This is a genomic window from Steroidobacteraceae bacterium, assembly GCA_041395505.1.
In the GTDB taxonomy this organism is placed as follows: domain Bacteria; phylum Pseudomonadota; class Gammaproteobacteria; order Steroidobacterales; family Steroidobacteraceae; genus JAWLAG01.
On the sequence record JAWLAG010000002.1, the window covers coordinates 238642 to 264837 of the forward strand.

Annotated in this window: 22 protein-coding genes; 4 read left to right on the forward strand and 18 right to left on the reverse strand. The window is 59.8% G+C overall.

Annotated features, from left to right (window positions below):
• Positions 1-26 precede the first annotated feature (26 nt).
• Complete coding sequence (locus R3E77_13870) at positions 27-1442, forward strand: aldehyde dehydrogenase family protein (protein ID MEZ5500499.1); 1416 nt, start codon at positions 27-29, stop codon at positions 1440-1442.
• A gap of 46 nt (positions 1443-1488) precedes the next feature.
• Here R3E77_13870 and R3E77_13875 read toward each other — a convergent pair whose 3' ends face one another.
• The 4 genes from R3E77_13875 to R3E77_13890 all read right to left on the reverse strand — a co-directional run bounded on the left by R3E77_13875 (position 1489) and on the right by R3E77_13890 (position 6756).
• Complete coding sequence (locus R3E77_13875; GenBank protein ID MEZ5500500.1) at positions 1489-1911, reverse strand: UrcA family protein; 423 nt, start codon at positions 1909-1911, stop codon at positions 1489-1491.
• Between the two features lie 177 nt (positions 1912-2088).
• Positions 2089-3627: a hypothetical protein gene (locus R3E77_13880; protein MEZ5500501.1), complete on the reverse strand. Its 1539-nt coding sequence runs from the start codon at positions 3625-3627 to the stop codon at positions 2089-2091.
• Between the two features lie 40 nt (positions 3628-3667).
• Positions 3668-5839 carry a DUF3089 domain-containing protein gene (locus R3E77_13885; protein MEZ5500502.1) on the reverse strand — a complete coding sequence of 724 codons (2172 nt, stop codon included), beginning with the start codon at positions 5837-5839 and terminating at the stop codon, positions 3668-3670.
• 2 nt (positions 5840-5841) lie between these two features.
• Positions 5842-6756, reverse strand: coding sequence for a DUF1838 family protein (locus tag R3E77_13890; GenBank protein MEZ5500503.1), 915 nt, complete (start codon positions 6754-6756; stop codon positions 5842-5844).
• Positions 6757-6906: 150 nt separating this feature from the next.
• On the opposite strand from R3E77_13890, the gene R3E77_13895 reads away from it, so the two are divergent.
• Entirely contained in the window at positions 6907-7692 is a 786-nt protein-coding gene (locus R3E77_13895; protein ID MEZ5500504.1) for an alpha/beta fold hydrolase, read from the forward strand.
• Positions 7693-7774: 82 nt separating this feature from the next.
• On the opposite strand, the gene R3E77_13900 is transcribed toward R3E77_13895, so the two are convergent.
• From R3E77_13900 to R3E77_13930, 7 genes are all read right to left on the reverse strand, one after another.
• Positions 7775-8389, reverse strand: coding sequence for a hypothetical protein (locus R3E77_13900; GenBank protein MEZ5500505.1), 615 nt, complete (start codon positions 8387-8389; stop codon positions 7775-7777).
• 13 nt (positions 8390-8402) lie between these two features.
• A complete protein-coding gene (locus tag R3E77_13905; GenBank protein MEZ5500506.1) occupies positions 8403-8822 on the reverse strand; it encodes a hypothetical protein in 420 nt (139 codons plus the stop codon).
• A gap of 152 nt (positions 8823-8974) precedes the next feature.
• A complete protein-coding gene (locus R3E77_13910; protein MEZ5500507.1) occupies positions 8975-11335 on the reverse strand; it encodes a serine/threonine-protein kinase in 2361 nt (786 codons plus the stop codon).
• Positions 11335-11910, reverse strand: a complete 576-nt coding sequence (locus R3E77_13915) for a sigma-70 family RNA polymerase sigma factor (GenBank protein MEZ5500508.1) — start codon at positions 11908-11910, stop codon at positions 11335-11337. The genes R3E77_13910 and R3E77_13915 overlap by 1 nt, the downstream gene beginning before the upstream one ends.
• 512 nt (positions 11911-12422) lie before the next feature.
• Positions 12423-12938 carry a hypothetical protein gene (locus R3E77_13920; protein MEZ5500509.1) on the reverse strand — a complete coding sequence of 172 codons (516 nt, stop codon included), beginning with the start codon at positions 12936-12938 and terminating at the stop codon, positions 12423-12425.
• A 20-nt stretch (positions 12939-12958) separates the two neighbouring features.
• Positions 12959-13537, reverse strand: coding sequence for a YdeI/OmpD-associated family protein (locus R3E77_13925; GenBank protein MEZ5500510.1), 579 nt, complete (start codon positions 13535-13537; stop codon positions 12959-12961).
• Positions 13538-13554: 17 nt separating this feature from the next.
• Positions 13555-14346, reverse strand: a complete 792-nt coding sequence (locus tag R3E77_13930) for a helix-turn-helix transcriptional regulator (protein ID MEZ5500511.1) — start codon at positions 14344-14346, stop codon at positions 13555-13557.
• 112 nt (positions 14347-14458) lie between these two features.
• Between R3E77_13930 and R3E77_13935 the strand changes: the two genes are divergently transcribed.
• On the forward strand, positions 14459-15367 hold the full coding sequence (locus tag R3E77_13935; GenBank protein MEZ5500512.1) for an alpha/beta hydrolase: 909 nt from the start codon (positions 14459-14461) through the stop codon (positions 15365-15367).
• A 314-nt stretch (positions 15368-15681) separates the two neighbouring features.
• On the opposite strand, the gene R3E77_13940 is transcribed toward R3E77_13935, so the two are convergent.
• Entirely contained in the window at positions 15682-16428 is a 747-nt protein-coding gene (locus tag R3E77_13940; protein MEZ5500513.1) for a sulfite exporter TauE/SafE family protein, read from the reverse strand.
• A 29-nt stretch (positions 16429-16457) separates the two neighbouring features.
• A complete protein-coding gene (locus R3E77_13945) occupies positions 16458-17804 on the reverse strand; it encodes a sulfatase (GenBank protein ID MEZ5500514.1) in 1347 nt (448 codons plus the stop codon).
• A 205-nt stretch (positions 17805-18009) separates the two neighbouring features.
• Between R3E77_13945 and R3E77_13950 the strand changes: the two genes are divergently transcribed.
• Positions 18010-18711 (forward strand): hypothetical protein, encoded by a 702-nt coding sequence (locus R3E77_13950; GenBank protein ID MEZ5500515.1) that lies wholly within the window; start codon positions 18010-18012, stop codon positions 18709-18711.
• A gap of 71 nt (positions 18712-18782) precedes the next feature.
• Here R3E77_13950 and R3E77_13955 read toward each other — a convergent pair whose 3' ends face one another.
• The 5 genes from R3E77_13955 to R3E77_13975 all read right to left on the reverse strand — a co-directional run bounded on the left by R3E77_13955 (position 18783) and on the right by R3E77_13975 (position 26184).
• Positions 18783-19247 carry a PH domain-containing protein gene (locus R3E77_13955; protein MEZ5500516.1) on the reverse strand — a complete coding sequence of 155 codons (465 nt, stop codon included), beginning with the start codon at positions 19245-19247 and terminating at the stop codon, positions 18783-18785.
• 42 nt (positions 19248-19289) lie between these two features.
• Positions 19290-22736, reverse strand: a complete 3447-nt coding sequence (locus R3E77_13960; protein MEZ5500517.1) for a pyruvate carboxylase — start codon at positions 22734-22736, stop codon at positions 19290-19292.
• A gap of 89 nt (positions 22737-22825) precedes the next feature.
• Complete coding sequence (locus tag R3E77_13965; GenBank protein ID MEZ5500518.1) at positions 22826-24829, reverse strand: TonB-dependent receptor plug domain-containing protein; 2004 nt, start codon at positions 24827-24829, stop codon at positions 22826-22828.
• A 64-nt stretch (positions 24830-24893) separates the two neighbouring features.
• Entirely contained in the window at positions 24894-25850 is a 957-nt protein-coding gene (locus R3E77_13970; protein ID MEZ5500519.1) for an SRPBCC family protein, read from the reverse strand.
• Positions 25834-26184, reverse strand: a complete 351-nt coding sequence (locus R3E77_13975; protein MEZ5500520.1) for a metalloregulator ArsR/SmtB family transcription factor — start codon at positions 26182-26184, stop codon at positions 25834-25836. Before R3E77_13975 ends, R3E77_13970 begins: the two co-directional genes overlap by 17 nt.
• Between the last annotated feature and the right edge of the window lie 12 nt (positions 26185-26196).

Sequence of the window (26196 nt, forward strand, 5' to 3'; positions counted from 1 at the left end):
GTTCAGATACATGGCGGAGACCGTCGATGGCGAGCACGATGATGGCGAGAAATCCCCTGACCGGCGTGGAAGATTACCGATTCGAGGTAGCGGACGAGGCGGCGGTTGCGAACGCCTGCGCTAGGGTCCGCGCAGCATCGGCTCGCTGGCGCGAGCTTGGCGTATCCGGCCGCGCTCAGGCCCTGGGGGAACTCGCGAAGGCGTTTGCAGCCAATGCGGAGCAATTGCGGGAAAGCCTGCAGGTCGATACGGGTCGCCACCGGATCGCGGCCATCGAAACGGCCGCGGTTGGCGAGATGATCCAACGCGCAATCGATGCTGCCGCGATCGTATTGCGAAACGATGCGCAGCGCCCGGCCGCAATTCCGGGAATCAGCGGTCGCCAGCAGTTGGTGCCCTACCCCGTCGTTGGCGTCATCGCGCCCTGGAACTTCCCGGTCATCCTGTCGATGATCGACCTGCTGCCGGCGCTTGCGGCGGGCTGCGGTGTCGTGTTGAAGCCGAGCGAAGTCACGCCCCGCTACGTCGAGCCCCTGCGCAGGATTTTCGATGCCGTGCCGGCGGTGCGCGACGTGGTCGCCATCGTGCGCGGACCCGGTAGCACCGGCGCAGCCTTGATCGATCATGTTGACGCCGTTGTCTGTACGGGGAGCGTCCGTACAGGTCGCCTGGTGGCCGAGCACGCCGCGCGGCGCTTCATTCCGGCCTTTCTTGAACTCGGCGGCAAGGATCCGGCGATCGTCACAGCGGACGCCGACCTGGACACGGCCGCCACGGCCATCGTGCGCGCATCGCTGCTCGCGAGCGGCCAGGCCTGTCAATCACTCGAGCGCGTCTATGCGGACCGGCGAATCCACGACGCACTGCTTGCGCGCATCGTGGCACAGACACGCACCGTCAAGCTTACCTGCGATGACCCAAAAGGCCAGATCGGGCCGTTCATCATGGCACGGCAGGCCGACATCGTCCGCGAACACATAGACGATGCGCTTGCGCGGGGCGCCAAACTCGAGGTGGGTGGCAAGATCATCGACAAGGGCGGACGCTGGTGCGAAGCAACCGTTTTGTCAGCGGTCAATCACTCGATGAAAGTCATGAAAGAGGAGACATTCGGGCCCGTCATTCCAGTGATGCCATTCGACGGTCTCGACGAAGCCATAGCGCTCGCGAACGATACCGAGTATGGACTATCGGCGAATGTCTTCGCGGGCGATGAAGCCACTGCCGAGCGCATCGCGTCAGCACTCGACGCTGGATTCATCAGTATTGGCGACGCATCCCTCTCAAGCATGGTAATGGACTTCGAGTGGGAAGGAACAAGGCTGTCGGGCCTCGGCCGCGCGCGACTCGGCAAAGCAGGCGTCGCGCGCTATCTTCAGGTCAAGGCAATCGTTCGTCAAAACGCTGCGCCGGCCGGCATTGCGGTCGGCGCAGACCGTTAGCACCGCCCGGGGAAGCTGTCGCGCCCGGACCGGTCGACTCGGCAACCTAGCCGCTGCGCCTTGCGCTCGCGGCCGCAATAGCCGCATCCACCTGGGACTTAGCCATGTGGACGGCATGCTTCGCACACATCGGGTCGCTGCTCTCAAGTGGATAGAGCTGATCCAGATCGCGACACAACAAATGCGCCGTACTATCAACTCGCTGACGCAGCGTCTCGGCTCCAGACGCACTGGCCAGATTCAAATCCGCGTAGCTGACCGTGTGGCTGAGATCCACCTGCACGATAGGTGCGCCAATGTCCGAGCGACCGATGACTTTGCGCGTCTCGCGGCTGCCCTGAATCACGATGGTCGTCGACGACGCGCCGGCAGCGTCTGCAGCAATTGGTGCGGCGGCGACGAAACCCGCAGCGATCAACATTGCCGCGTTGATGGCGGTGCCACCGCGGCTTGATGAGAATGACATCATGGCTTACTCCTTGCGATGATCGAACATCGGCCAGACGAGCAGTTGTAGTCCGTCGTGGCGTCGTCGGCCGAATGCCGACGATGCGACAAGTATTGGCGATCATTGACTACAACAGCCTGAGCCCATGATTACGATTTCGTAAACAACACAGGACCCTGTGTCACGTTGGGATATTCGTCAGCGGCTGCCTGCGGCAATGAAACCCGCGAGATCATGCCGGAATTTCTGCATTGACGCCGGATGCACGTACATCATATGGCCTGCCTCGTAATACTCGATGCGGACGTTCGCACGGACCGGATCCGGCACCCGCATGTGATCCAGTATGTACTCGACGGTGCGATACGGCACCGCCAGGTCGAAATACCCCTGCTGGATCAGCACTTTCATGTTGGGATTCATGGTCATGACCTGTTCGAGGTCGACCGCCGTGTTCGCCACGGGCGACTTGTAACCGCCGAGATCCGGTTGGGCGTGGCGACCGTCCCAGTTCTCGTATAGCCGTCCGGACAGGACGTATTCACGATCGGTTTCGACCTTGAGCTCGTTGCGGTAATAGTCATTGAAGGTGGCAACGATCGCCGGTGCGACGGCGCTCGTGTACGGATCGTATAGCATCGTCTCCGCCAGCGGATTGATGTTGCCCGAACGATAGCGCGAGTCCACGCGGCCTATCACGATGCCCTTGTCGCGCTCGAGCTCCTGCAGGAAGTGTCCCTCGTCCATACGCAAATCAGCCGCATCCCAGTAGCGCGCCGATACACCCGTGTAACGCTCGAGCCCGGCGAGTACGGTCTTGCGATCCGCAGCGCTGGCGCGACGCCCTTTGAAAAGGACAGGCGCATAGGTTTCCTCGGCAAACTGTTCCGCTTCGCGCAAGAAGCCCAGCAGATCGTCCGGGCGATTCGCCAGGGCATGGTGATACCACGCCGTCGCCGCGAAAGTCGGCAGGAAATTCACATAGGGATCGTCCATGCGCAACCCGGCATTACCCGAGGCGAAATCCATATAGGGCGACACGAGTATGACGCCATTGAGGGCGACATTGTGCTTGGTGAATAGCGCATAGCTGACGCCGCCGGTACGCATGCCGCCATAGCTCTCGCCCAGGACAAACTTGGGCGAAGCCCAGCGGCCATAGGTCGACAGGTATTGCACGATGAAGTTCGACACGGATTCTATATCCTGGTCGACGCCCCAGAAGTCCTTGCCCTCGGCTTTGCCAACCGGGCGCGAAATACCAGTGCCGACCGGATCGATCATCACGAGATCGGCCACATCGAGCACACCGTACTCGTTGTCGACCAGGCGAAAAGGACCGTGCGAATTGACCGCAAGATCTTCGATGACCGTGCGACGCGGGCCGAGGATGCCCATGTGCAGCCACGCCGACGCGGACCCGGGACCCCCGTTGTAGGCGAAAACAATCGGGCGCGTCCGCGCGTCCATTCCATCGCGCACATAGGCGGTGAATCCGAACAAGGCGACAGGCTCGTCCTTGTCGTTCTTCATGAGCATGGTTCCCGCCGTCGCCGTATAGGCGATGGTGGATCCGCCCATGCGGACCTGGTGATGAGTAACCGATAACTTGCCTTCGGGCGGCGGTTCATCCTTGGCCGATTTGTCGCTCGTCGATGCGGGGGATTCTTCCGCCAAGGCGATGCCGCCGGCACAAACGAACAACGCCAGGAGAAAAGATGCAAGCAGAGATTTCATGACAGGGACCGCCTGGAAAATTGCGATCGTGCAGTATACGTCAGCGAGCTCGCGATGCCTCTTTTTGCCGCTGCCAAGCCTCCGCCCTCAGCGCGATGTTGTCGGCAATGTTGCGATGAAACAGCGCAATGTCGGCGAGATGGTAGTTGCCTCCCATCAGATCGAAGCCGGTGAATGGTGGCGCTGGGTCGGGTTCGATGATCAGCAGCCCGTCGTCGCAACGCGCACCCACCAGCCGGGCTACGGGCGGCATGAGCGCCAACGTTGTCATATCGATCATGGCGGCACCACGATTTGCCTGCCGACCGGCGCTGGGCTCGTCGATCGACCATGTCAATGGATTGATGCATTGCATCGCCTGCGTGCCCGCTGCCTGCATCAGTGGTGCGAACATCTGCCTGACAACGTTCCGCACTTGAGGGAATTGCCCAAAATTCGCGCTGTAGGTTGACCAGGTGGCAATACATCCTGTCTGGTCCGGTGCGTTGCAGGGTCGCGTCCGCGAGAGCTGTTGCGTGTACATTGCCTGCGGTACCGGGATTCCGACGATGTAAGCCGCCACCAGGCGCCTCGACAGGGCAGGATCCCGGTCCACGACATCCGTCATGAGTCGCTGCACATGGAGCGCACCCTGGCTATGACCAAGCAGCACAAAGGGACGATCGCCTATTCGTTCAAGAAAGTGTTTGAAGGCGGCCCGCACATCGAGTAACGCCAGCTCATAGGGTTGGCGGTTGACCCCGAGTGCGGAGATGGCGGCTTGACGATAACGTGGTGCAAATACATCACAGCAATCATCGAGCACGCTGGCCTGGCCCGCCACGACCTCGTCGACACCGCGATCGATCGCAGGATCGCCGATGGGGGCATTCCAGTACGCAAATTCGCGGTAGGTCGTCGGGTGCACGTAGAAAGCCGCCGTCGGTCTGAGCGACGTCTTCGCCTGCCGGGCCCAACTGCTGTCCTTTTGATAGTCGGGGCGGGGTGGTAGCAGTAGCGCCGAATAGGCCGGTGTCGGAATCGGACGTCCCGTCGTTGTCGCGGTTGTCGCAGGCGGGGCCGCTGCGATCAACGGATTGAGAAACGCCGCGTCATCCCAGTCCATGCGCACCTCGCCCTGGCGCACGACTACGAGCTCGTGACTCGGCACGACATACACGCGTTGACCGCCCCGACCCTCCAGAAAAAACACGTCCTCGGCAACAAATGGAGCGGAAACCGGCAGGCCGCGCCTGGGTTCGCGGCTATCGAGGTAACGCAGCGATGCATATGGACTGCCACGCCAGATCTGCTGCATGGCGAAATTGGCGTTCAATGGCGATGGCGTCAAGAGCTGTAGCCACGCATCGAGCGGTATTACGGCGTCGGCGCCAACCTCGCCGTGGTGCATGAGCATCAAGCCAATGCGCAGCCAGTCGCGCGGGGTTGCCTGCAGGCAGCAGAACACCTGTGCATCGCCATCGGGCCGGTCGAGCCGCACACGCGCGGGCGACGCACCGATGCGCGACCACAACCGATTCTGCAGGTAGGCGGCGTAACGCTGGCCCGTCGCCGATTCCAGGACCATTTGCAGTAACTGTGTCGCAGCATAGTGCACGCGAAAACGAGTGCCAGGCGCATCCTCGGCTCCGAGCGAAAGCACGGCAGATGCCAGATCGCTGGTGATGAACATGCGATAGGCGCGATTATCCAGTCTCGCCGCAAAGGCAGGTTCCTCGAGACCAGTCTGCATGTACAGGACGTCGCGAACCGTGATCTTGCCACGTGCATCGTCGCGCCACTGCGGGATGAATTTCGCCAGCGGATCATCGAGCGCCAGCTTGCCGTCGGCAACGGCCGCCATCGTCAATATGGCCACCAGCGGTTTGTGCAACGATTGCGAATCGAGTCGACGCCCGGCATTGAATCCGTCTTTGTAAGACTCGAGCTGGATGACGCCACGATGCGCGACGACGAGCCCGTAACTGTTCATGCTCGCGGCGTAGCGTTCTGCCCCGTCGAGGACGTTTGCATCGATAGTGCGATCACCGGCCCCCGCGACAACGAGCGGCGTTCCCTCCTGCGTGCCAACGGCCTCGGTCGGCTCGTACCAATCCACGTCGGCCACCGGATCCGCAGGTGCGCGAGCGTGGCGCTGCAATACCAAGGGGTCCTCCCCCGCGGCGCAACCGGTCAGCACCGCCAGGGCAAGAAGGCCTCCGATGCGTCGCATGTTCAACCCCTCGCCTTCCTGAGCTTGTTCTTGTAATCCGCAATATCGTTGTACGGTGGCCCCCAATTGTCGATGTCGAGCACCTGCGGCGTGTGTTCACGCAGACCCTCGAGCACCTGGGGTGGCAACGACCGCGGGCCGTCGATCTTGCGGCCAACACCTCGCCCGAATGTCCGTCCTGGCCGCTGCGCCATGCCGAGCCAGGGGTTCCATGACACGAGATTGGTAAGGGTGATATTGGCTGGCGCGTTCCTCACCTTCGGGTCCGCGACGGTATTTGCCGGGCTCATGTGCGTGTAGTGCGAGTCCCAGAAAAACATCCGGCCTGGACTTTCCTTGGGAAATTCCTCCGGCATGAAAGGTGACGGGAACGCGAACGAACTCTGCGTATTGTGGATGATGCTGTCTTCGATCACCTCAATCGCCATCGCGACGGGTTTGACCGTCGTCTCGGGCCCGGGAACGATGCCATCAGGACCAAACTCAACCGTGAGCGGCCCCGAGCGGAACTGCTGTACTTCGCGAATTTCGTCGGTGTATGGATTGCGCCATTCGGTGATGACGTCCTGACTGTCAAAGGCGGTATAAATTCCGGTTTCGTAGACCCTGACCTGGTAATTTCCGTTGGCGAGGCGACGCCAAAAATTCACTGCATAGTTGTGCATCGAAAAGAATGGCGTGAGATTACCCTCATGGCCATATCCATATATATGAATGCGCACCAGTGTATGTACCGGCGCTTCATCCAGCGTGCCAATCATCTTTACTTTCGCCTCGAGACGTTGCGCCGGGTCGGCAAAGTCCGGAAGCGGGTGCGGCTGTGCCGATCGAGCTGCGGCGGCGGCAAGCAGTCCGGCTCCGATCACGCCTGCATTGGCAGCATGCACCATGAATTGCCTGCGACTTGCGTCGACCATCGGGGAGTTCTCTTTATTTGACAGCGGCCATGACGCCAATGATCCGGGCGCAGAGCGCAGCGCAGCGCCGGAAATTGTATCCTTGACCGCAGGCCGGCTGCCTACCGCCGCATTTCAGTCAAGGGAGGCAGCCACGACAGGGATATTCCAATGCGCAAGAACTACCTGGATGGCCCGTTCGGGCAAATACATTATTACGAAGCGGGCATGGGCCCCAGCCTCATACTGGCCCACCAGTCGCCCGTCTGCGGGCGGATGTTCGAGCGCGCGATGCCTTTGCTCGCCGCGCAGGGCTTGCATGTCATCGCAGTCGACACGCCGGGCTACGGCCAGTCCGATGTGCCGCGGCAGCCGCCGTCGATCGCTGGCTATGCGGATGCCTTCGTGGCGGTCGTGCAGGGACTTGGACTCGGGACAGCTCATTTTCTTGGACACCACACCGGGGCGGCTATCCTCTGCAACATGGCGGCACGCAACCCGGGGCTTGTGTCCTCACTGGTGTTGAACGGACCGCCTGTATTGAGCGCAGAGGACCTTGCGCATTTTTCCAGCCTGCCCTTGCGTGCATTGCAGGTCAGGCGTGATGGCTCGCATCTGCTGGAGGCCTGGAATACGCGTGTGAGGTATTCGCCGGGCTGGACAGATGAGGTGGCGATGCATCGGCGCCTGATCGACCAGCTCTGGGCCGGAGATACTGCCTGGTACGGCCACAAGGCAGCATTTGCGCATGACATGGCGCCAGATCTCGCCGCCCTGCGTTGCCGTACCCTGATCCTGACCAACACCGGTGATGATGCCTACGAAATGTCGCGCCGCGCTCATGCGTTGCGTCCTGATTTTGCTTACGTCGAGTTGGCAGGCGGCACGCATGACATCGTTGACGAGCAGCCCGAGGCATGGACGCAGGCGGTTGTTCGATTCATCCGGTCGGTCTGACTATTCGCCGACCAATGGAACCCGGTCGACAGACCGGGTTCCACAGGTCCACCCCCGGATCAGGAGCGGAATCGCTACGTCCCTACAGTCCGATACACATGTCGTCAATCCGCCAAGTGTGGCCACCGATCGTGAAACTCTCGATGGTCTCGCCGGGTTTCGACGCCAGCTCGAAGGTTCCGCTGTGCCAGTTGCCCGACCCGGTCGGTGCGATATGTGCCGTGATCTTCGCGCGGCCTTTACCAGGACGTCCGATGATCTTGCCATCCATTGCGGCGAAGCCATTCGGGCTCTCGTGCTTCTCGCCATTGACGACAATATTGGCATTGGCGAAGCCCCCGCTCTGGCTGATGCTTTGAGCAAGGCGCGTACGAACACGCGTTATCGGTTGTTTCGGTACGACATTGACAGAGACGAGGTAGACGCTGAGCTCCGGCGAATCGCCACCGGCAATTTTGGAGTTCACCACCTCGGCGCGGCGTGCATCAGCCATCGCCGGGTTACCGTTCGTGTAATATTGCTTGATCGTGATCACCGCGTGCTCGGTGTCGATTACATCGCCAACCGTATAGCGCGAGTCCTCGGCAAGCTTGTCGAAACGGTAACAGTCGTATTTGGCCGGTGCGGCGTTGGCCGAAGCGGACAACAAAAGACCGATACCTGCAAGCGCATGCTCCAGGCGCAGGATTCGTTTCATGGGCATCTCCCTGTTACGGCGAATCCGTAACGACGATGGGGCCGTACTGCTTGCCTTCCTTGCACTTGCGGTACGTCGGCGTAAACGGTTGTGTGACGAACTCCTTCGACATGCCGCCGTCATGCTCGCGATACTTGAACACGACCTGGATATCGTAGAGATCGACCTTGTCCGCATCCGCGAGGTTGTCGCCCAATGTACTGCAGGTGGCGCCTGGATCACACCAGACATTCTTCACATCCTCGGTTTGCTGCTTACCGCCTTTGTGCGGATTGCGGAATTTCACCTGGCGAATCTCGATCTCACGGCCCTCGAAGTGATTGTTGGTCACGTTGAACACCACGTCCTTGCAGGGCTTGGCGTTGGCCAGCGGTCCGATCGCCATTCCCAAGGCTGCGAGCGCCAATGGCGTCGTTATCCTGTTACGTTTCATCGGTCGGTCTCCTTTTGAATGCATCGTGGAATTGAGCTGTGATCGAGTTGATCGATCAGCAGCCCTTGCGTAGAGACATACCGAAAATGCGGTGCGTTCAGCTCACCGCGTAGCTGGGAGGAACAGATTGCGATGCACGCGCGGCAGGCGCGCTAGCGCAAATTCACTGTGATTGGGCGGAGCCGCGCCTCCACAAAAGCCATATTGTCCGCTGCTTCGCGGGTCCGCGCATCTTGCTGGCCATAGGCCACAAGGAGCTTGCTGTAGCTTTCTCGTACATGCACCTGCGATTCTTGGCTCACCCGGCGTTCGGCCATGACCCTCCCGAGCCGGCTGCGCACGAGAGCAACGTAGGGATCGTCCGGCGTTCCTGCAGCAAGCGCGGCGTAGGCGTTCCTGTAGCTGGCTTCAGCCGCTGCGAGATCACCACGCAGGTAGAGCAGTTTGGCCAGGTTGGCACGATACCCGGCAACCGTGGGATGAGAATCGCCGAACACCGCTTGCGATTGGGCGATCGCTTGCCGGTAGTATCTCTCGGCCTCGTCGTAGCGACCGAGTTTTCGATTGACGACACCGAGTCCGTTATAGACGTATGCCTTGTCGCTATGATTCTCCGGAAGGAACTTGTCAGCGATCGCGAGCGCCTGCCCGAAGTATTCCAGTGCCCGGTCGTAGTTGCCCATCTGTTGCGCGAGGTCAGCGAGATTGTTGAGACTGCCGAACAGGCGCAGGTCCTCGTCGCCAAACAGCCGGCGCCGAATCGCGAGCGCCTCGGTTTGGTATTGCTCCGCCAGGTCGAAATCGTTCTTGTGGGCCATCAGGGCGCCAAGATGCGAAAAACTGAGCGCGACATCCTCGTGGTTGTTACCGTACTCCGCCTGGTAGATCGCAAGCGCGCGCCGGTAGTAGGGTTCGGCGTCATCATAATCGCCGCGCAAATGCAGCACGCGTCCCAGGATATTCGAACTTCTGGCGATGGCAATTTGCTCGCCCCTTTGCTCACTGAGCGAGAGCGACTCACGCGCGAGCTGCTCGGCGGTACGGTAGTCGCCCTTGATTTCCTTGATGCGGGCGTACTGACCGAGCGCTTCTGCCACCGCAGCTCCGTGCGCGTCGCCGCTTTGCCGATAAAGCAGCAGGGCCTGCTGGAACATGGTCTCGGCCCTTTCGTACATGCCAAGGCGCTCGTATATCGTGGCAATGGCTGCGAACAGTGCAGCCCGGCTGTCCGGCTGGCGCTGCAAGTCCGAGCGCAATTGCTCCGCCCCGCGATCGAGGAGTTCTCGCGCAGTGATGGTCTCGCCGCGCGATTCGTTCGGGTCAGAAACCGAAAACACGTTCAACAGAAAATCGCGAATCTCCGTCGCGCGATCGCTCTCGCGCGCCACGGCCGCCGCTTGCTTCTCGGTTGCGACCGAGAATGCAACGGTCTGCGCCCCCAACGCAAACAGGCTCGCCGCGGTCGCAGCAGCGCCAGCCACCAGCACCTTTCGTCGACGGGCGAACTTGCCGATTCGGTAGAGCGTATTGGCCGGCCGCGCGCTGACTGGCCGCGCCGCCAGATACCTGGCGATGTCCTCATCCAGCGCTTCGACACTCGGGTAACGATGGTCCACACGCTTCTCCAGCGCCTTGAGCGTGATCGCATCGAGGTCCCCGCGAAGAGACCTGCGGCGTGCCGCCGGTGCAACGTCGCTGGGACGGGCGGGATCGATCTCGAGGATTGCCTTGGCCACGAGCGGCAGCGAGCGCTCGGCGATCCGATACGGCCGCTCGCCGGTCAGCAATTCGAACAGAAGAACACCCAGCGAGTAGACGTCGGTCGTTACAGTCAATGCCTCACCCCGGATTTGCTCGGGCGATGCGTATTCCGGCGTGAGGACGCGATCGGCGGCTTCCGTAACGGAAGTCCGGCCGCTGTCGGCGTCACCGATGAGCTTGGCGATTCCGAAATCCAGCAGCTTGATGCCACCCCGATCATCGACCAGTACGTTAGCGGGCTTCAGGTCGCGATGTACGATCAGGTTTTGATGTGCATAGCGAACCGCCGAACAAACCTGCCGAAACAGGAGCAAGCGCGCCGTCACATCAAGCGCGAGCCGATCGCAATACGCGTCTATCGGCACGCCCTCGACGTATTCCATCACGAAATACGGCGTACCATCGTTGGTAACGCCACCATCGAGAAGTCGCGCAATATTGCGATGACTCAACCGGGCCAGCGTGCGCCGCTCCTGCAGAAAACGCTCGCGTTGCGACTCACCACCCAGACCGAAAGGCAGCAACTTGAGCGCGACTCGCTGCTCGAACTGGCCATCTGCCCGTTCTGCCCGATAAACGGCGCCCATGCCACCCCGACCGATCAGTTCGACGAGCTCGTACGGGCCAATGCGCCGCTGCTCAGGCGGTGGCGAAGGCGACTGCGCAAGCACCGCGATTCGCGCACCGCCAGCCAGACGTTCAAAATAGCGCTCGGCATCAGCGACGGATGACGGGTCTGGCTCTCGCCGCATCAGCTGTTTCCAGGTTGCGGCGATCCGAGTTCGCGATAGAGCCAATCGCGCGCAGCCTGCCAGTCCCGCTTTACCGTCGCAACCGAGATGCCGAGCGCTTCGGCTGTCTCCTCGACACTCATGCCACCGAACACGCGGCACTCGACGATCTGGCAGCCTCTTGGGTCCCGCTGCTCAAGGCGTTCGAGCAATTGATTGAGCGCCAGCAATTCTTCCGCGGACGCGTTGGTGTCGAGGTGCGTATCCTCGAGAGGCACGCGGACCGCATCGCCTCCGCGCTTCATGGCATTCTGTTGCGTCGCGTAGTTCATCAGTACATGACGCATGGCTTTCGAGGCCGTCGCATAGAAGTGTGCCCGATTGACATAGGATCGTCGGTCATTTGCAGACAGTTTGACGAAGGCTTCGTGGATGAGGGCTGTGGTATTCAGCGTTTCATTGCCGCGCCAGCGGCGACGCTGTGAGCGCGCGATACTCTTGAGTTCTGCATAGACTTCGCTGAACAGCGCATTGGCCGCTGCCGGCTCGCCTCGGCGCGCCGCATCGAGTAGCAGTGTTATCGGCTGGCTGCCCATTGCGTGACGATCCTCCAGCAACCCGCAGACGGCGGTGGCGAGCAAAGCAAGCGCTGGCGAGGATTACGCCAACGGTTGATTACTTTACTGAGCTGCTTCGCCGCCCAACTCTGTTAATCCATCGAGAGCGGCACTTCCTGCAAACGCCACCGTCAGTATACCGCTCGTCACGAACATGAGGAGTACTGAGAATGAATCCAGTCCTGTCGATAACCTGCGGTTGTCTGCTGGCATTGTGCGCAACGGGCGCGCACACGGAAGAATTGCTGCAGGGCAGCACCGAGGCAAGCACGTCGCAGCCCACCTCGAGCGAAACCGAAAGTGCAGCCGATACCACAGTCGAAGCGGCTTCGACCGAGTCTATTGAACCGACCGATTCGGACACGACAACAGCCGCAGCAACCGACCCCTCATCGCTGGCCACTGTCAAAGCCGTGGCGCGGCTTTTGCGGAAAATCAATCAGCCGGAGAAGCGCAGGTCCAGACGCACAAGCGGCCGAACACGGTGATGATCAGTCCGGCGCGGGAACCCATTGTGGTTCGGGGATTTGGACCCCAAATAGCGCGACGATTTCCTCATTGGATAATTCGGTGTCGATGGCGCCGACGGGTGTCATGTCGCGGAGCGCATCCGGCGAGAGTTGTACGCCTTCTGGAAGCAAATAGGCCGTGTTCTCCGACATTGCTATGCCATGGTCGTGATAATCCTTTAGTACGCCCTCCGGCACAGACCGCACGACAAAAGCGATTTTCGGGCCGGCGGGCTCAGGTTGGCCCATACGCCCCGTGTACACTTTCTCGCCCGTCGCAGGATCGGTTTCGCCCAGTGCCATCTTGACAGGCCCTCTGGACAAGGCGCGTCCTTTGTCAAAAATGATGACGTTATCCGCCATGACCTGGCCGGGCTGGATCGACACTGCCGTCGCGACCTGCGTCGTCGACTCGACAGCATCCGAAACAGAATCGTCTGCGGAACCGCACCCGCCGATGACCAGGCCGGTCAGTGTGATCGTGACAATACTTTTCATGATTAGCCTCCTCCGGCGCGTCAATCGTTGAGGCCCAGACCCTTCAGGATCCTCGGAGTGTGTTTGTTTATGCGTGTCTCACGGGTCGTCGACTGCTTGGCTGATGCAAAATAAAGCAGGTAGGCGCGCTGCCGCCCTGGCGTGAGGGCGCGAAATGCCTCGGCGAGTCGGGGATCATCGTCCAATCGCCGGCGAAGCTCCTCCGGCATGGCAAACTCGGCAGCGCTTTTCATTCTTACTTTCGCCCCGGATCGCTCGACCTCGATGGCCGCTTTGATATACGCAGCGATTGTCGATTTGCGCGCCGTGATATCCGCGATGGACTTGAAGCGTAGCTGCCGCGCCGACTGCACGTTCCTGGTCTGCTGAACCAGCAATCCCTTCGGATCCTTGAGTAGCGCACCTTTCATGAACAACAGTGCGCAGTAGTCCTTGAAACCGTGGATCAGCACCACGTTCCTGCCATCGAGGTCGTAACATGCCTGGCCCCATTTGAGCGACTCATTGAGGCCGGAGGCCAGACAAATCTCACGAAGCGCGATGCTTTCGGTGCGCCAGCGCGTGTTTTTCTCAAGCACCTTGGTGACCAGGGGATTCATCTTTACTCCTCCTGCATCTACGCGGCCATTTGTTGTAGTCGTTTCCGCGTCAATGTGTCGGCAGGAAAAAAGGTTTCAATGGCAATCTCGTCCAAAAGTACATCCTGCGGCGTACCGAAGAGCGTCGTCGTACTAAAGAAGCACAGCTCGCCCAGCGGGGATCGCAGTTGCAGCGGCACAACAAACCCGTCGAAGGGGATTTCCGGCATTGGATCAGCCGGCTCCATTTCGGCATAGCCGGCAATTTCATCATACAAAGCGCCCAAAACACTCGAGTGCGTCACCGCCATCTGACGAGCAAGGCGGTGACGAATGTGCCTATACCATGATGCGCGATTGACAATACGGTGGGCCAGCCCATTCGGGTGCAGACTCAATCGAATAACGTTGATCGGGGGAACCAATAGCTCTGCCGCGACGCCGGCCAACAATGGTCCAACGGCGCGATTCGCTTGCACCAGGTTCCACTCGCTGTCAACCGCCAGTGCCGGAAAGGGTTCATGGCTTGCCAGGATCAGCTCAATAGCCTCGCGTGCAGGACCTCCTGTTGCGCCGTCACGCGAGCTGTTGGAAAAAACCGGTGCATACCCGGCTGCCAAAAGCAATTCGTTTCGATCGCGCAGCGGTATATCCAAACGCTCTGACAGACGCAACAGCAATGCTCGGCTGGGCTGAGAGCGTCCGGTTTCTATGAAGCTCAGATGACGGGCAGACAGCTCGCCATCCAGTGCAAGTGCCAACTGGCTCATACGGCGATAATTCCGCCACTGGCGCAATAAGACGCCGACCGTTGAATTGTTCGGTCGCATTTTGCCGAATGATACGCTCAAACATCCGCCGCGCGATGACCTCCCAGGTAATTGTCACCCAGAAGGGACGGGCAGCATGCTGGTGCATTGCAGCTAAAAGTAGGGCGGTTCCATGACCATCAATCGACGACAAATCCTTGCCCGATATGGCGCTCTCGGTGGTTTGACTCTCGCAACGGCAGGTGCGGCTAGCGCCGATGGCGTGCAACCCGCCGGTCAAACTGCGACTGTCCGTACGGCAGACGGTGCTCAGTTGCGGATTCGGGATATCGGCCAAGGTCACACCATTGTCCTGATCCACAGCTGGGCCTTGAGCCAGGTGCTTTGGGATCCGGTGGTTGCCTTGTTATTGGCACGAGGTTATCGCTGCGTTACCTATGATATGCGCGGGCATGGTCACTCAACCGAGGGCTTTTCGAGTTGGACCGCGGACATTCTGGTAGATGACTTGGCGCGGGTTTGGAAGCACCGAGAGTTGGCGGATGCGACCATCGTCGCACATTCTATGGGTTGCGGCACGGCATGCCGGTTTGCGGGTCGGACAAGTGGGCGCCACGCTTTGCGCCTGGTACTGGTTTCGCCAACTACGCCCTATAACATCCGCACCGCCGATCATGAATCCCGTGTATCGCATGCCGCCCTGGAAGCACTGCACGCACTTTGGATCGCAGACTTCCCACAGTGGGTGACGGAAAATGCCCCTGCATTCTTCTCGCCCGACACTTCTGCCGCTCGTGTGCAATGGGGAATCAATCTTTGCTTGCAAACCCCCCTTACGGTTGCGTTGGCGGCGAACCGTATCGACATGGAAACCGACTACAGGAACGATTTGCGTAGATTGTCGGCACCGACTTTGATCGTACACGGTGACGCGGACGTTTCCGCCTCACTCGTGCACAATGCGCAAGCAACTGCAGCGCTGGTGGCGCAAAGTAAGCTAAAGATCTACGCCGGCGCGCCGCATGGGCTGCCATTGACGCATGCTCTGGAACTTGCAAACGACATTGCCGACTGGTGTTAACATTGCAACACTATGAAGGATCAGACCAAACGTACGCTGGTTCGCTCATTTCATCTCGTTCTAGCCATTCCAATCATTGGCTACATCTATAGCCCGTTCGATCAATTGCCACTGTTTGCCAACCGCGTCCGCTTCATAGTGGTCCCAATCATGGTCCTGTCGGGTCTCTGGATGTGGAAAGGTCAGGCACTTCATCGCTGGCTCGGTCATCGATAAGGACGGCTGATCGAACGCGCATTCAAGCCGGCGCGCCGAAACATCACGATATGCTTCGAAAACATGTCGTGACTGAAACAAGAATGTCACTAAGTTCATCAGCCAATTGCGTCGTGATATAGCCGCAGACCACTCAGCAGCGTCACCAGCAGTCCGACCAGTATGGTCAGAGTCCGGCGCGGTAATTCGCGCGCAAGAACGGCGCCGAGCGGCGCTGCAAGCAGCGCGCCCGCAAGCAGCGCTACACCAAAATAGCTGACGCGTTGTATGCCAAGCTGGGCGATCAGCACGGCGAATACGATACCGGCAATAAACATTTCGGCGACATTGCCTGTACCAATGGCACCGCGCGGATTGACGCCGAGCGCAACGAGGTTACTCGTCACCAGCGGGCCCCAGACGCCGGCCACCGCCTGCAGAAATCCGCCCGCGATACCCACCGTTGCGACTCCACGACCATCGAAGACCCGCGCGGACGGTCGGTACGCCCGCCACAACAGGAACAGGCCGACCAAGAGCAGGTACAGCGAGATACCGACGCCAACCCACCGACCGTCGAAAGTCGTGATGAACCATGCACCGGCCATGCCGCCCGCCGTGCCGGCGATCAACAGCGAACGCAGAATCCGCCAGTCGATGTTTTTCAGGGCGATATGCGAAATCCCGGATGCAATCCCCGCGAACAATTTTGCTCCGTTGACCGATGCACTGACGACTTCGCGCGGCAGACCAAGGGCGGCAAGTACGGTCGAGCTGATCGCGCCAAAGCCCATACCGATGCCGCTGTCGAAAAGCTGGGCAACGAACCCGATTGCGACAAAAAGCCAGAACTGCAGGTCCGTCAATGCGACGAGAACAGACTGGATCAGGTCATTCAGTTGCGTAGGCTCCGCAGAACCGTGTCGAGCTCGCGAATCTGCGCGTCAGCGTCAGATTTGTGGATTCGATTGTGCAGCTCATAAGGGTCTTTCGCGAGATCGTAGAACTCGTCCATTCCCTCAATATCACGATAGCGAATAAGTTTGTACCGCTCCGTACGCACCGCGCTGTAACCCATCCTGAAAATTCGCGGGAACACGGTGTCGCTGTAGTACTCGATGAGAAAAGCGTTGCGCCAGGTTGGTTTGCGTCCTTCGAGCAGGGGAACCAATGATCGGCCATCCATGCCCGGGTCGATCCCGGCACCGGCCAGATCCAGCAATGTCGGAGCAAGATCGATGCCGAGGGCGAAATTGTCGGGCGTTGTACCTGCAGGCACGCGCGAAGGATAACGCACCAGCAGAGGAACGCGGATGGTTTCCTCATAGGCGAGACGACGCTCTTCGTTGAGACCGTGTTCCCCATAGAAGTAACCGTGGTCGCTCGTCAACACCATGACGGTGCGATCGAGCTGGCCAGCCGCGGCAAGCGCGTCCCGGATTCGACCGAGGCTCTCATCCACCGCGAGCAGCATTTCAAGGCGCCCGGCAATCTCTGCATCACTGGTCGCCGTCGCCTTGCCAAGCGGCGGCAGACCGGCAATCGCCTGCTGCAGTGCCGGCTTGTCGCGCGGCGGCACGCCAAAACTCGCTCGCCTCGGGAACACGCGCTGAGCGTAGCGACCGGAATGCCGCGGCGCGGGCACGAAACCATCCGGCTGCCCCGCTACCCCGGTGCTGCTACCGTCATCGCGTTGCACGATGTTCGGGTGCACCGCTTTGTGCGAAAGGTAGACCAGAAATGGTCGCGAGTCCGGCTCCGCGACAAATCGCATTACTTCGTCAGTCAGCAAATCCGTCACGTATCCGGGATGACGTTCGCGCTTGCCATCGATATTGAATGAGGGATCGATGGCTTCGCCCTGTCCGGCCATCCCGACCCAGCGGTCGAAGCCTGGTCGCGGCAGGTCGTCGTTGCCCATGTGCCACTTGCCGAAGAAACCAGTGCGATAGCCGGCTTTTTGCAAGGCGATCGGAAAAACCGGCAGGTCGTGGCTCGGGCGCAGGGTGTTGTCGATAATCCCGTGGTGATGCGCGTAGCGACCCGTCAGCAGGCTAGCGCGCGACGGCGAACAAAGCGGCGTCGTCGCAAATGCGTTTGTGAAACGTGCACCTTCAGCCGCCAGGCGATCAATGTTGGGCGTGGTAATTATCGTATTTCCCCCCGCACCGTAATCGTCCCAGCGCATGTCATCGACGAGCACCACCACAATATTGGGTGGCGGGTTGCTCGCCGCACTCACAGGGAATGCGTCCAGAACGAAAAAAAGACACCACGCGGCTACATGGAGACGCCAATGATTTCTAGCGGAATTCCGATTCGGCTCAGGCAGTTGCACACTCCATACTGACGCATTTTCCGCGTCTCGGCTAGACTGTCATCGCGGCATTTCAGTGCAGGTGTCTACCCATTTTACGGGTTGTCAAGGTTCGCCAAGGAGGCGTTGCATGTCGAATTCCACTGGCAAGTATCGGCACATCGGTACAGGCATCTTGCTCGTGACGCTCGTTGCTGCCTGTGTCAGCACAAAGACCGTGCCCGTTAATCTGCAGGCCAAGTCTCAATTCGTAGGAAAAACAATTGTACTGGCACGCCGTTCGCTACCGGAATTCGCGGTTATGACGGCGGGCAAGATGGCCACAGGCGGATTGTTTGGCGCGATCGGTGGGGCGGTGGCCGGCGCATCTACGGTAACGGCTGGTCGCGAATTGAGAGACCGTTTTCAGTTCACCGATCCCGCGGCGAAGATCGGCCCGACACTGTTCGACGAACTGATTGCCGCTCACTCAATGACGTCTATCACCTCGAACAAGCAGGTGACCTCGCTCGATCCTAAAGAGATTGCTGTCGCCTATTCGGGCAGCGACTTCGTACTCGATGTCGTAACCGTAAATTGGACGATGCTTTACTTCCCGACGCACTGGGGTCATTACGGAATTCAGTACTCCGCAAAAGCATTCCTGATCGATACGAATAGTGGCATGAGTGTCGGCGAAGCCTATTGCGTGCGAAGTCCGAAGTATTCGAAGGAATCAGCAAGCTACGACGAAATGCTTGCCGACGACGGCGCGCGCATTACGACGGAATCGGAGATCGCAGCAACAAGTTGCCTCGAGGAAATACGCAAGAAGCTGGGACTTACATCCTAAGGTACGCGTCGGCATGATTGCCAACTCTTGTCACTGGATCGATCAAAGACCAAAACGGCGACGCAGACCAGCTATGACCCTGCGTTCGCTCGAGTCGTCGACAACAGTTGCGCCATTTCGTGTGGATCTGCCGGCGATATAATCAGTGGCCGGTCGTCTACCCGCTCAATGACCAACAGTCGATATGTATTGGTAACGTAGATGTCGAACAGTTGGCGGGGCGTTCTGTAAAGACCGAATACGCCCCACAAACCGCCAGCTCCGATTCGAATGCCCCGGCCATACCTGGCATGCAGCTCCTCCTTGGTGACAGGTGTTGCTGATACAACCGTTTCCAGCGCAATCCGTCGCTGCCGCAACGGCCAGCGGATCACGAGACAGCCATCGCGAACCTCGAAACCACCCGGTCGATACCAGAGCCAGACGGCTGCGAAAATTACAGCGACAATGGCAACCACAATTTTTGGCCCTACCACCAGCAGTGTCGCCGCAAGCGCCAGCACAATATAGGTGATTAACGCCAGGCCGCGAGACATGGGAGCAATTGGAACAAATGCCGGAATGGAGCTCATCGCATCCTACTCCAGCACCAACATCAAGTCCTTGGCGTCGACCTGTGCCCCAGGAGACACAAGCACCTTTGCGATAACGCAATCGCCATCCGCACGAATTGCGGTTTCCATTTTCATCGCCTCCAGAGTCAGCAGGACTTCGCCGCGCCCGCATTTTTGACCAACCCTGGCGTTGACGCTAACTACGCGCCCCGGCATCGGCGCCGCGACATGAAGTGGGTTATCGGCTTCGGCTTTCGGTCGAGCGGGGGTCACCGCAACCTGACTGCGGTCTTCAACACGAACTGAACGCGGCTGACCATTCAATTCGAAGAATACGGTACGTGTTCCATCCGCATGTGCTTCGCTGACAGCGATGTAGCGCACGATCAGAGTCTTGCCTCGCTCGATATCGATGCTGACTTCCTGGCCGGGCTCCATGCCATAGAAGAAAACCGGTGTCGGCAGCATGCCGATATCACCATAGGCTGCACGATCAGCCGCATAGTCGATGAATACTTTCGGGTACACGAGGTACGATGCCAGCTGGTTCTCGGTCACCGCGCGCCCGATCTTGCCCTCGATTTCGCGTCGCGCCGCCTCGAGATCGACCGGCGGCAGATTCGCCCCTGGCCGCTCAGTCAGCGGTTTGCGCCCATTGAGCACCTTGCATTGAAGAGCTTGTGGAAATCCCCGGTAGGCCTGTCCGAGTTCGCCGTGCAGAAGCTGCACCAGCGATTCGGGAAACGCGAAATCGCGATCGGGATCCTCGACTTCCGAGCGTGTGATGCCGCTAGTGACCATGAGCAACGCCAGATCGCCCACAACTTTGGACGTCGGCGTCACCTTGATGATGTCGCCCAGCATGTTATTGACCTCGGCATAGGTGTGTGCCACTTCCGGCCAACGCGCATCCTCGATGCCAAGTGATCGAGCCTGCTCGCGCAGGTTGGTATATTGCCCGCCCGGCATTCCATGCACATAGACTTCCGACGCACCCGAACGCACATCGCTTTCAAACGCCAGGTACTGACGTCGCACCTGTTCCCAGTAGGCGGAAATCACGCGCAACCGGGCCGGATCGAGCCCGCTGTCGCGCGCCGTGAAACGCAGGGCTTCGACGATGGAGCCGAGATTTGGTTGCGAGGTAAGGCCACTCATTGCATCGATGGCGCCGTCCACGGCATCTACGCCCGCATCGACCGCGGCCAGCACGGAGGCACCGGCGATGCCGCTCGTATCATGCGTATGAAAATGCACTGGCAACCCGGTTTCATCCTTAAGTGCCTTCACCAGCAGCTGCGCCGCCTGTGGTCGCAGTAGACCCGCCATGTCCTTGATGCCGAGAATCTGCGTGCCAGCCGCCTTGAGATCGCGTCCAAGCCGTGTGTAATAATCGAGTGTGTACTTGCGTTCACCCGGATCGCAGAGATTGCCCGTGTAGCAGATGGCGGCCTCGCACAGCTTCCCGCTTTCGCGCACCGCATCGATGGCGACACGCATGTTCTCGACCCAGTTGAGCGAATCGAATACGCGAAATACATCGATACCGCTGTCCGCAGCGCGTGCCACGAAATGACGCACGACATTATCCGGATAATTTGCATAGCCAACGGCGTTGGCGGCGCGCAGCAACATTTGCAGCAGGAGATTGGGCATAGCCTCGCGCAGTTGAGCGAGCCGCTCCCATGGGTCCTCCTTGAGAAAGCGCATCGCAACATCGAAAGTCGCGCCGCCCCAGCACTCCACTGAAAACAGGTTCGGCAGCAGTGCCGCATAGGCCGGCGCGATCGCCGCGAGGTCTTTCGTACGCACGCGGGTTGCCAGCAGCGACTGGTGAGCATCGCGCATGGTGGTATCAGTGAGAAGAATGCGATTTTCGGTCAACATCCATTCGCAGAATCTCTCCGCACCGAGATCGAGCAGGTGCTGGCGTGTCCCCGGTGGCGGATCTGCCACCGGCAGACGCGGCGGTGCCACCGACTGCAGCACGATGGGGCGCGGCCGGTTGCGGGTCTGCGAATTGCCGTTGACGATGGTCTCCGCTATGTAGTTTAGGATGCGTGTCGCGCGATCGCGCTTGCGTGGCAGATCGAACAGTTCGGGTGTCGTGTCAATGAATTTGGTCGTGTAGCTCGAATCCGCAAACGCCGGATGCGTGATGACCTGGTCGAGAAAACGCAGATTCGTTACGACGCCACGGACACGAAACTCCCAAAGCGCGCGATGCGTACGCGCGATCACCTCATCGGCGTGCGGCGCCCACGCTGTGACCTTGACGAGCAGTGAATCGTAATACCGTGAGATGATCGCGCCGGCATACGCGGTTCCTGCATCGAGCCGCAAACCAAAGCCGGCGGGGCTGCGGTACGCGGTAATGAGACCGTAATCAGGAATGAAACCATTCTCGGGATCCTCGGTTGTCACACGGCACTGCAGTGCATGGCCGGATATACGAATTTCCCCCTGCGACGGAACGCCACTTTCGCGTGTCCCGATGCGCGCACCGTCAGCGATGCGAATTTGAGCCTGCACGATATCGATGCCGGTTACCGCCTCCGTGACAGTATGTTCGACCTGCACTCGCGGATTGACTTCGATGAAATAGAACTCGCCCGTATCTGCATCCTGCAGAAACTCGACTGTGCCGGCACCGCAATAATTCGCCGCCCTGCCTATTGCAAGTGCCGCACTGCAAAGGGTGGCACGTTGGGCGTCGGTAAGAAAATCTGCCGGTGCGCGCTCCACTACTTTCTGGTTTCGCCGTTGCACGGTGCAATCTCGCTCGAACAGGTGCACCAGGTTGCCATGGCTGTCGCCCAGCAGTTGCACCTCGACGTGTCGAGCACGCCGCACCAATTTCTCGAAGTACAGCTCGTCGTTGCCGAAGGCTGCCAGCGACTCGCGGCGGGCAACGGGAAGCATTTCCGCGAGCTGCGCATCGCTCTCGATGATACGCATGCCGCGACCACCGCCACCCCAGCTTGCCTTGAGCATTACGGGGTAACCCACCTCGGCGGCGAGGGCGCGACTGCCCGCGATGTCATCAGGCAATGGTGGCGAGGCGGGCATCACCGGCACACCCGCGCTTACGGCAAGCTTTCGGGCTTCGACCTTGTTGCCGAGACGCCGAAGTGTCGCGACGGAAGGTCCGCAGAAGATCAATCCAGCGCGCTCGCATTGTGCGGCGAGTTCGGGGTTTTCCGACAGGAACCCATAGCCTGGGTGCACTGCATCGGCGCCCGCCTCATGCGCTATGCGAAGTACATCCTCGATATCGAGGTAGGCATCGATCGGTCCGCTGCCAGCACCGATGAGATAGGCCTCGTCCGCCTTGGTGCGATGCAGCGAGAAGCGATCCTCGCTGCTATAGATGGCAATGGTGCGCACGCCGAGCTCGGTGGCGGCACGCATGATGCGTATGGCGATTTCGCCTCTGTTGGCGACCAGTAGTCGCCGGATTCTCCTCGGCACGGGTGACGCTCGGGGGCTGTTCGCGGAATCAAAGGCAAGTGTAGCCCGCCCGGGCGTCAGCGGTCGATTTAACGCCCCGCAATGCGCGGCTAGAACGTGCCGCGCACGGAGAGGGAAAAGATCGGACCGATCAGGCGATTTCGGTCCTCGACGAAGTCGACGGGACTCAGTCCGCGCAGATCGGAATAGACCACGCGATAGCGCCTGGAGCGCGCGCCCAGCAGGTTATCAACCATTGCCCGCACCGTCAGGCCGAACATGCTCTTGTTCTCGGCGTAAATACTCGCGAACCATGGTCCTTCCCAGACTTCATCGACCTGGTTGCTGCGATATTGAGGCTGATCGTGCGCGTAGCTTGCAGCCGCTCCCCACGCCCAGTTACTGCCCGGTACGTCATGGCGTAGTGCAACGTCGAAATACTTGTCCCTGAAACCGCTCCATTGCCTGGTTTGGCCGTTGAATGGATCGCGGAGACCGCTACCCTGGAAGAGGATGTCGGTATCGAATTTCACTCCCTTCAAACCCATCGGATCGAGATTGAACGTCGAAGTCAGCCGAATGGCCTCGCCATGCGATCTGGCGATGTTGCCTACGCCCTCGCCCGAGGCGAGTGGAACAATATCGACACGGTCCTCGACGGCGCGATAGACAAGGAATAGTTTGCTGGAGCCCCACCCACCCAACTTCTTGTTGATCTCCGCCTCGAAACTCCAGTCCTGCTGTGGCCGCAATTCGTTGTTACCGGCGTTATTGTTGTTGTCATTCAAGAACGCTCGCGCCAGGAAGTCATAGAAGTCGAGCTGCAGCACACGGCGCCTTATTTTCAGCGACGCATCAAAGTCCGCCGTTGGCGTCCAGGCCAGCGTCACAGAGCCCTTCGGCCGGAAGAATGTCCGCGTGATGCCGTTGATGCCGGTCTGGGTAATCGTCGATCGCTCGGCACCGGCGGTCAATTGGAACAGGAAATGCGGAGTGATGTTGTGCCCGACGCTGATCAGGGTCTCGTAACGGTCTTCCTTGACGCTGCCTGAGCCGTCGGCAAAGGGTAACTCGACGAAATTGCCGGAAGGATCCAGCTTGAAAAGCGCGCCAGCGTTCTCGAGCGAATTGAACGCCGCTTCACTCGATAGCTGCCAGTCGCCTGCAAGCATATGCCACTGATATTCGCTGCGCGCGATAGTCTCCGCGAGTTCGCCGGTCTGTGCGAAGCGATCGCCCGTTGCGGGCGATGCATCGCTATAGCGGGTGATTATTTCCTGGGAAAATGGCTCGCGACCGAACCGGCGCAGTCCAATGAGCTTCAAGGATCCGGATCCAAGGGGAAACTGATAGTCACTGCCAATCTCATAATTCCAACTGTCGTTGATTTCTCGCACGGCGCGCAGCTGATCGGGTGGAATCACGCCAAAGCGCTGCCCGTCTTCATCGTAGCGGTCAAAAATGCGTTGGTAATGTCCGCTGAGGTGCCCGATACGCTCGTCCGCGCCGCCCCAGGTGAGATTCGCTGAAAGCTTGGGTTCGTCGTAGTGCGTATTCCAGATGTCGCGCCGCGTTTCCACGATGGTGCCCGCGCGGTCAAATATGAGTGTAGGTCCACCTGCGCCACTGCGCCGCCCGTTATCGTTGGTGAGCGCCAATTCGTACTGAAAGTCGTCCCGGCGACCGCTTGCGGATACGCTCGCTCTGGTCAGCAGCGTGTCGGTGTAGTGCGCGCGAAATTCCGGACGCCACGAGTATTGACCGGAAAAATTGCCGGCGCGATAGACGATGTTCGCCACCTGCCCGGAAAGACCCGGAAGCTCGAGACTGGCACCGTCGACGATTTCGATGCGCAGGACCGTATCGGCGGGGATACGGGAGAGTTGCGTGAACATGTCGTCGGTCTTGTTAGATGGCCGTTTGCCATTGAACAGCACATTGCCCGTGGCCTGACCCAGTCCGCGCAGTTCCTCATTGTCGCGGATGGAAAACCCCGGAACCTGCACCAGCATGTCGTAGGCGTTCTTCGGTGCGTATCGCGAGAAGTCGGCTGCTGTATAGATCTGCCGCGCACCTGAGCCGCCGTCTGGATCGGTCTGCGCTGCCAGTTGCACCGGGAGTAGTCCGACAGCGAGCCACGCACATGACAGCTTCCAAGAACCCACCGCCGATCGCATACTAGCTCGAGCTTGCGCCGAGAATCACATCGAGCTTGTCGAGGCTGCCGGTCCAACCCATGCTCATACTGCCGCGTTGTTTGACAAACTCGGCAATAGCGGCGGCATCAGCGTGCTGCGGCTCCCAGCGTACGGTGACCCGTGTTCGATCCGGTCCCTCGGCAACGAGCTCGATGGTGGTCAGCATTGTCTCCGGCCAATTCTTGAAAAATGGCGCGCGCACGATACGCTCGTTTTCGTCGCAGAACTGTTGCGTGTAAACCAGTCTATCGGGCGGTTCGAGCGCAATGTATTGGACGAGACCGTGGATCGTCAGCCCATTCGTGAAAGTCATCGCATAGAACGACGAACCACCAACACGCGGATCTGCCCGCAGATACGTCATTGTGGCACCTGTGGGCGGTGTCCATTTGGCGAGGTGTTCAGGGTCGCTCCACATTTCATATACGCGCCCGATATCCGCATCAAACGTGCGGGTCATGAAGAACTGTTCTTGTCCCGCGAGCTGCTTGACCAGATATTCGGCCAGCCGGTCCCAGGTCGCTTCGCCGCCAGCCTTCTTTATATGGGCGCGCGTCGCGTCGGCGGCCTCAGGCGTTGCCAAGGCCATGCTCATGTCGAGCTGCGTTCGGCCACTACGCTCGGTGAACAGCGCTGTGACGCGAAACAGTGGCGGTCGATCCTTGTGGCCACCATGGTCGTAGACCATGCGTTGCAGCGGAGCGACCTCCAGGTACTGCGTCGTGTTCTCGTAATCGGTCCCGTCCGGTCCATGCATGGTGTAGTGCCAATGTCCGCCGGTACGCAGATCGTGGCTATGGGTGGTGAGCGTAAATCCGCGCGGACCCCACCACTGCGCCACTTCTTGCGGATTCGTCCACGCCGACCAGACCGCCTGAAGCGGTGCGTCATAGAGTCGCGTGATGGATATCATGTTCGATCTATTTCTTGTGCCCACGACGGGCTCCTTTTTGTTGCGACTTGAGGTACGCGCCCAGCCTGTCGAGCTGCTCCTCCCAGGCGACGCGATGATGCTCCATCCAATCGACGGCTTCGCGCAGTGGTTCGCTATTGAGGCGGCAGGGTCGCCATTGCGCTTTGCGCCCCTTGCTGACGAGCCCCGCCCGCTCCAGAACCTGCAGGTGCTTGGTAACTGCAGGCAGGCTCATGTCGGCGAGAAACGGCCTAGCCAGTTCCGACACTGTTGCTTCGCCCGCCGCTAGCCGCGCGAGTATCGCGCGGCGGGTGGGATCAGCGAGCGCAGCGAAAGTCCGATCGAGTCGATTCGGCATTGATTAACTTTG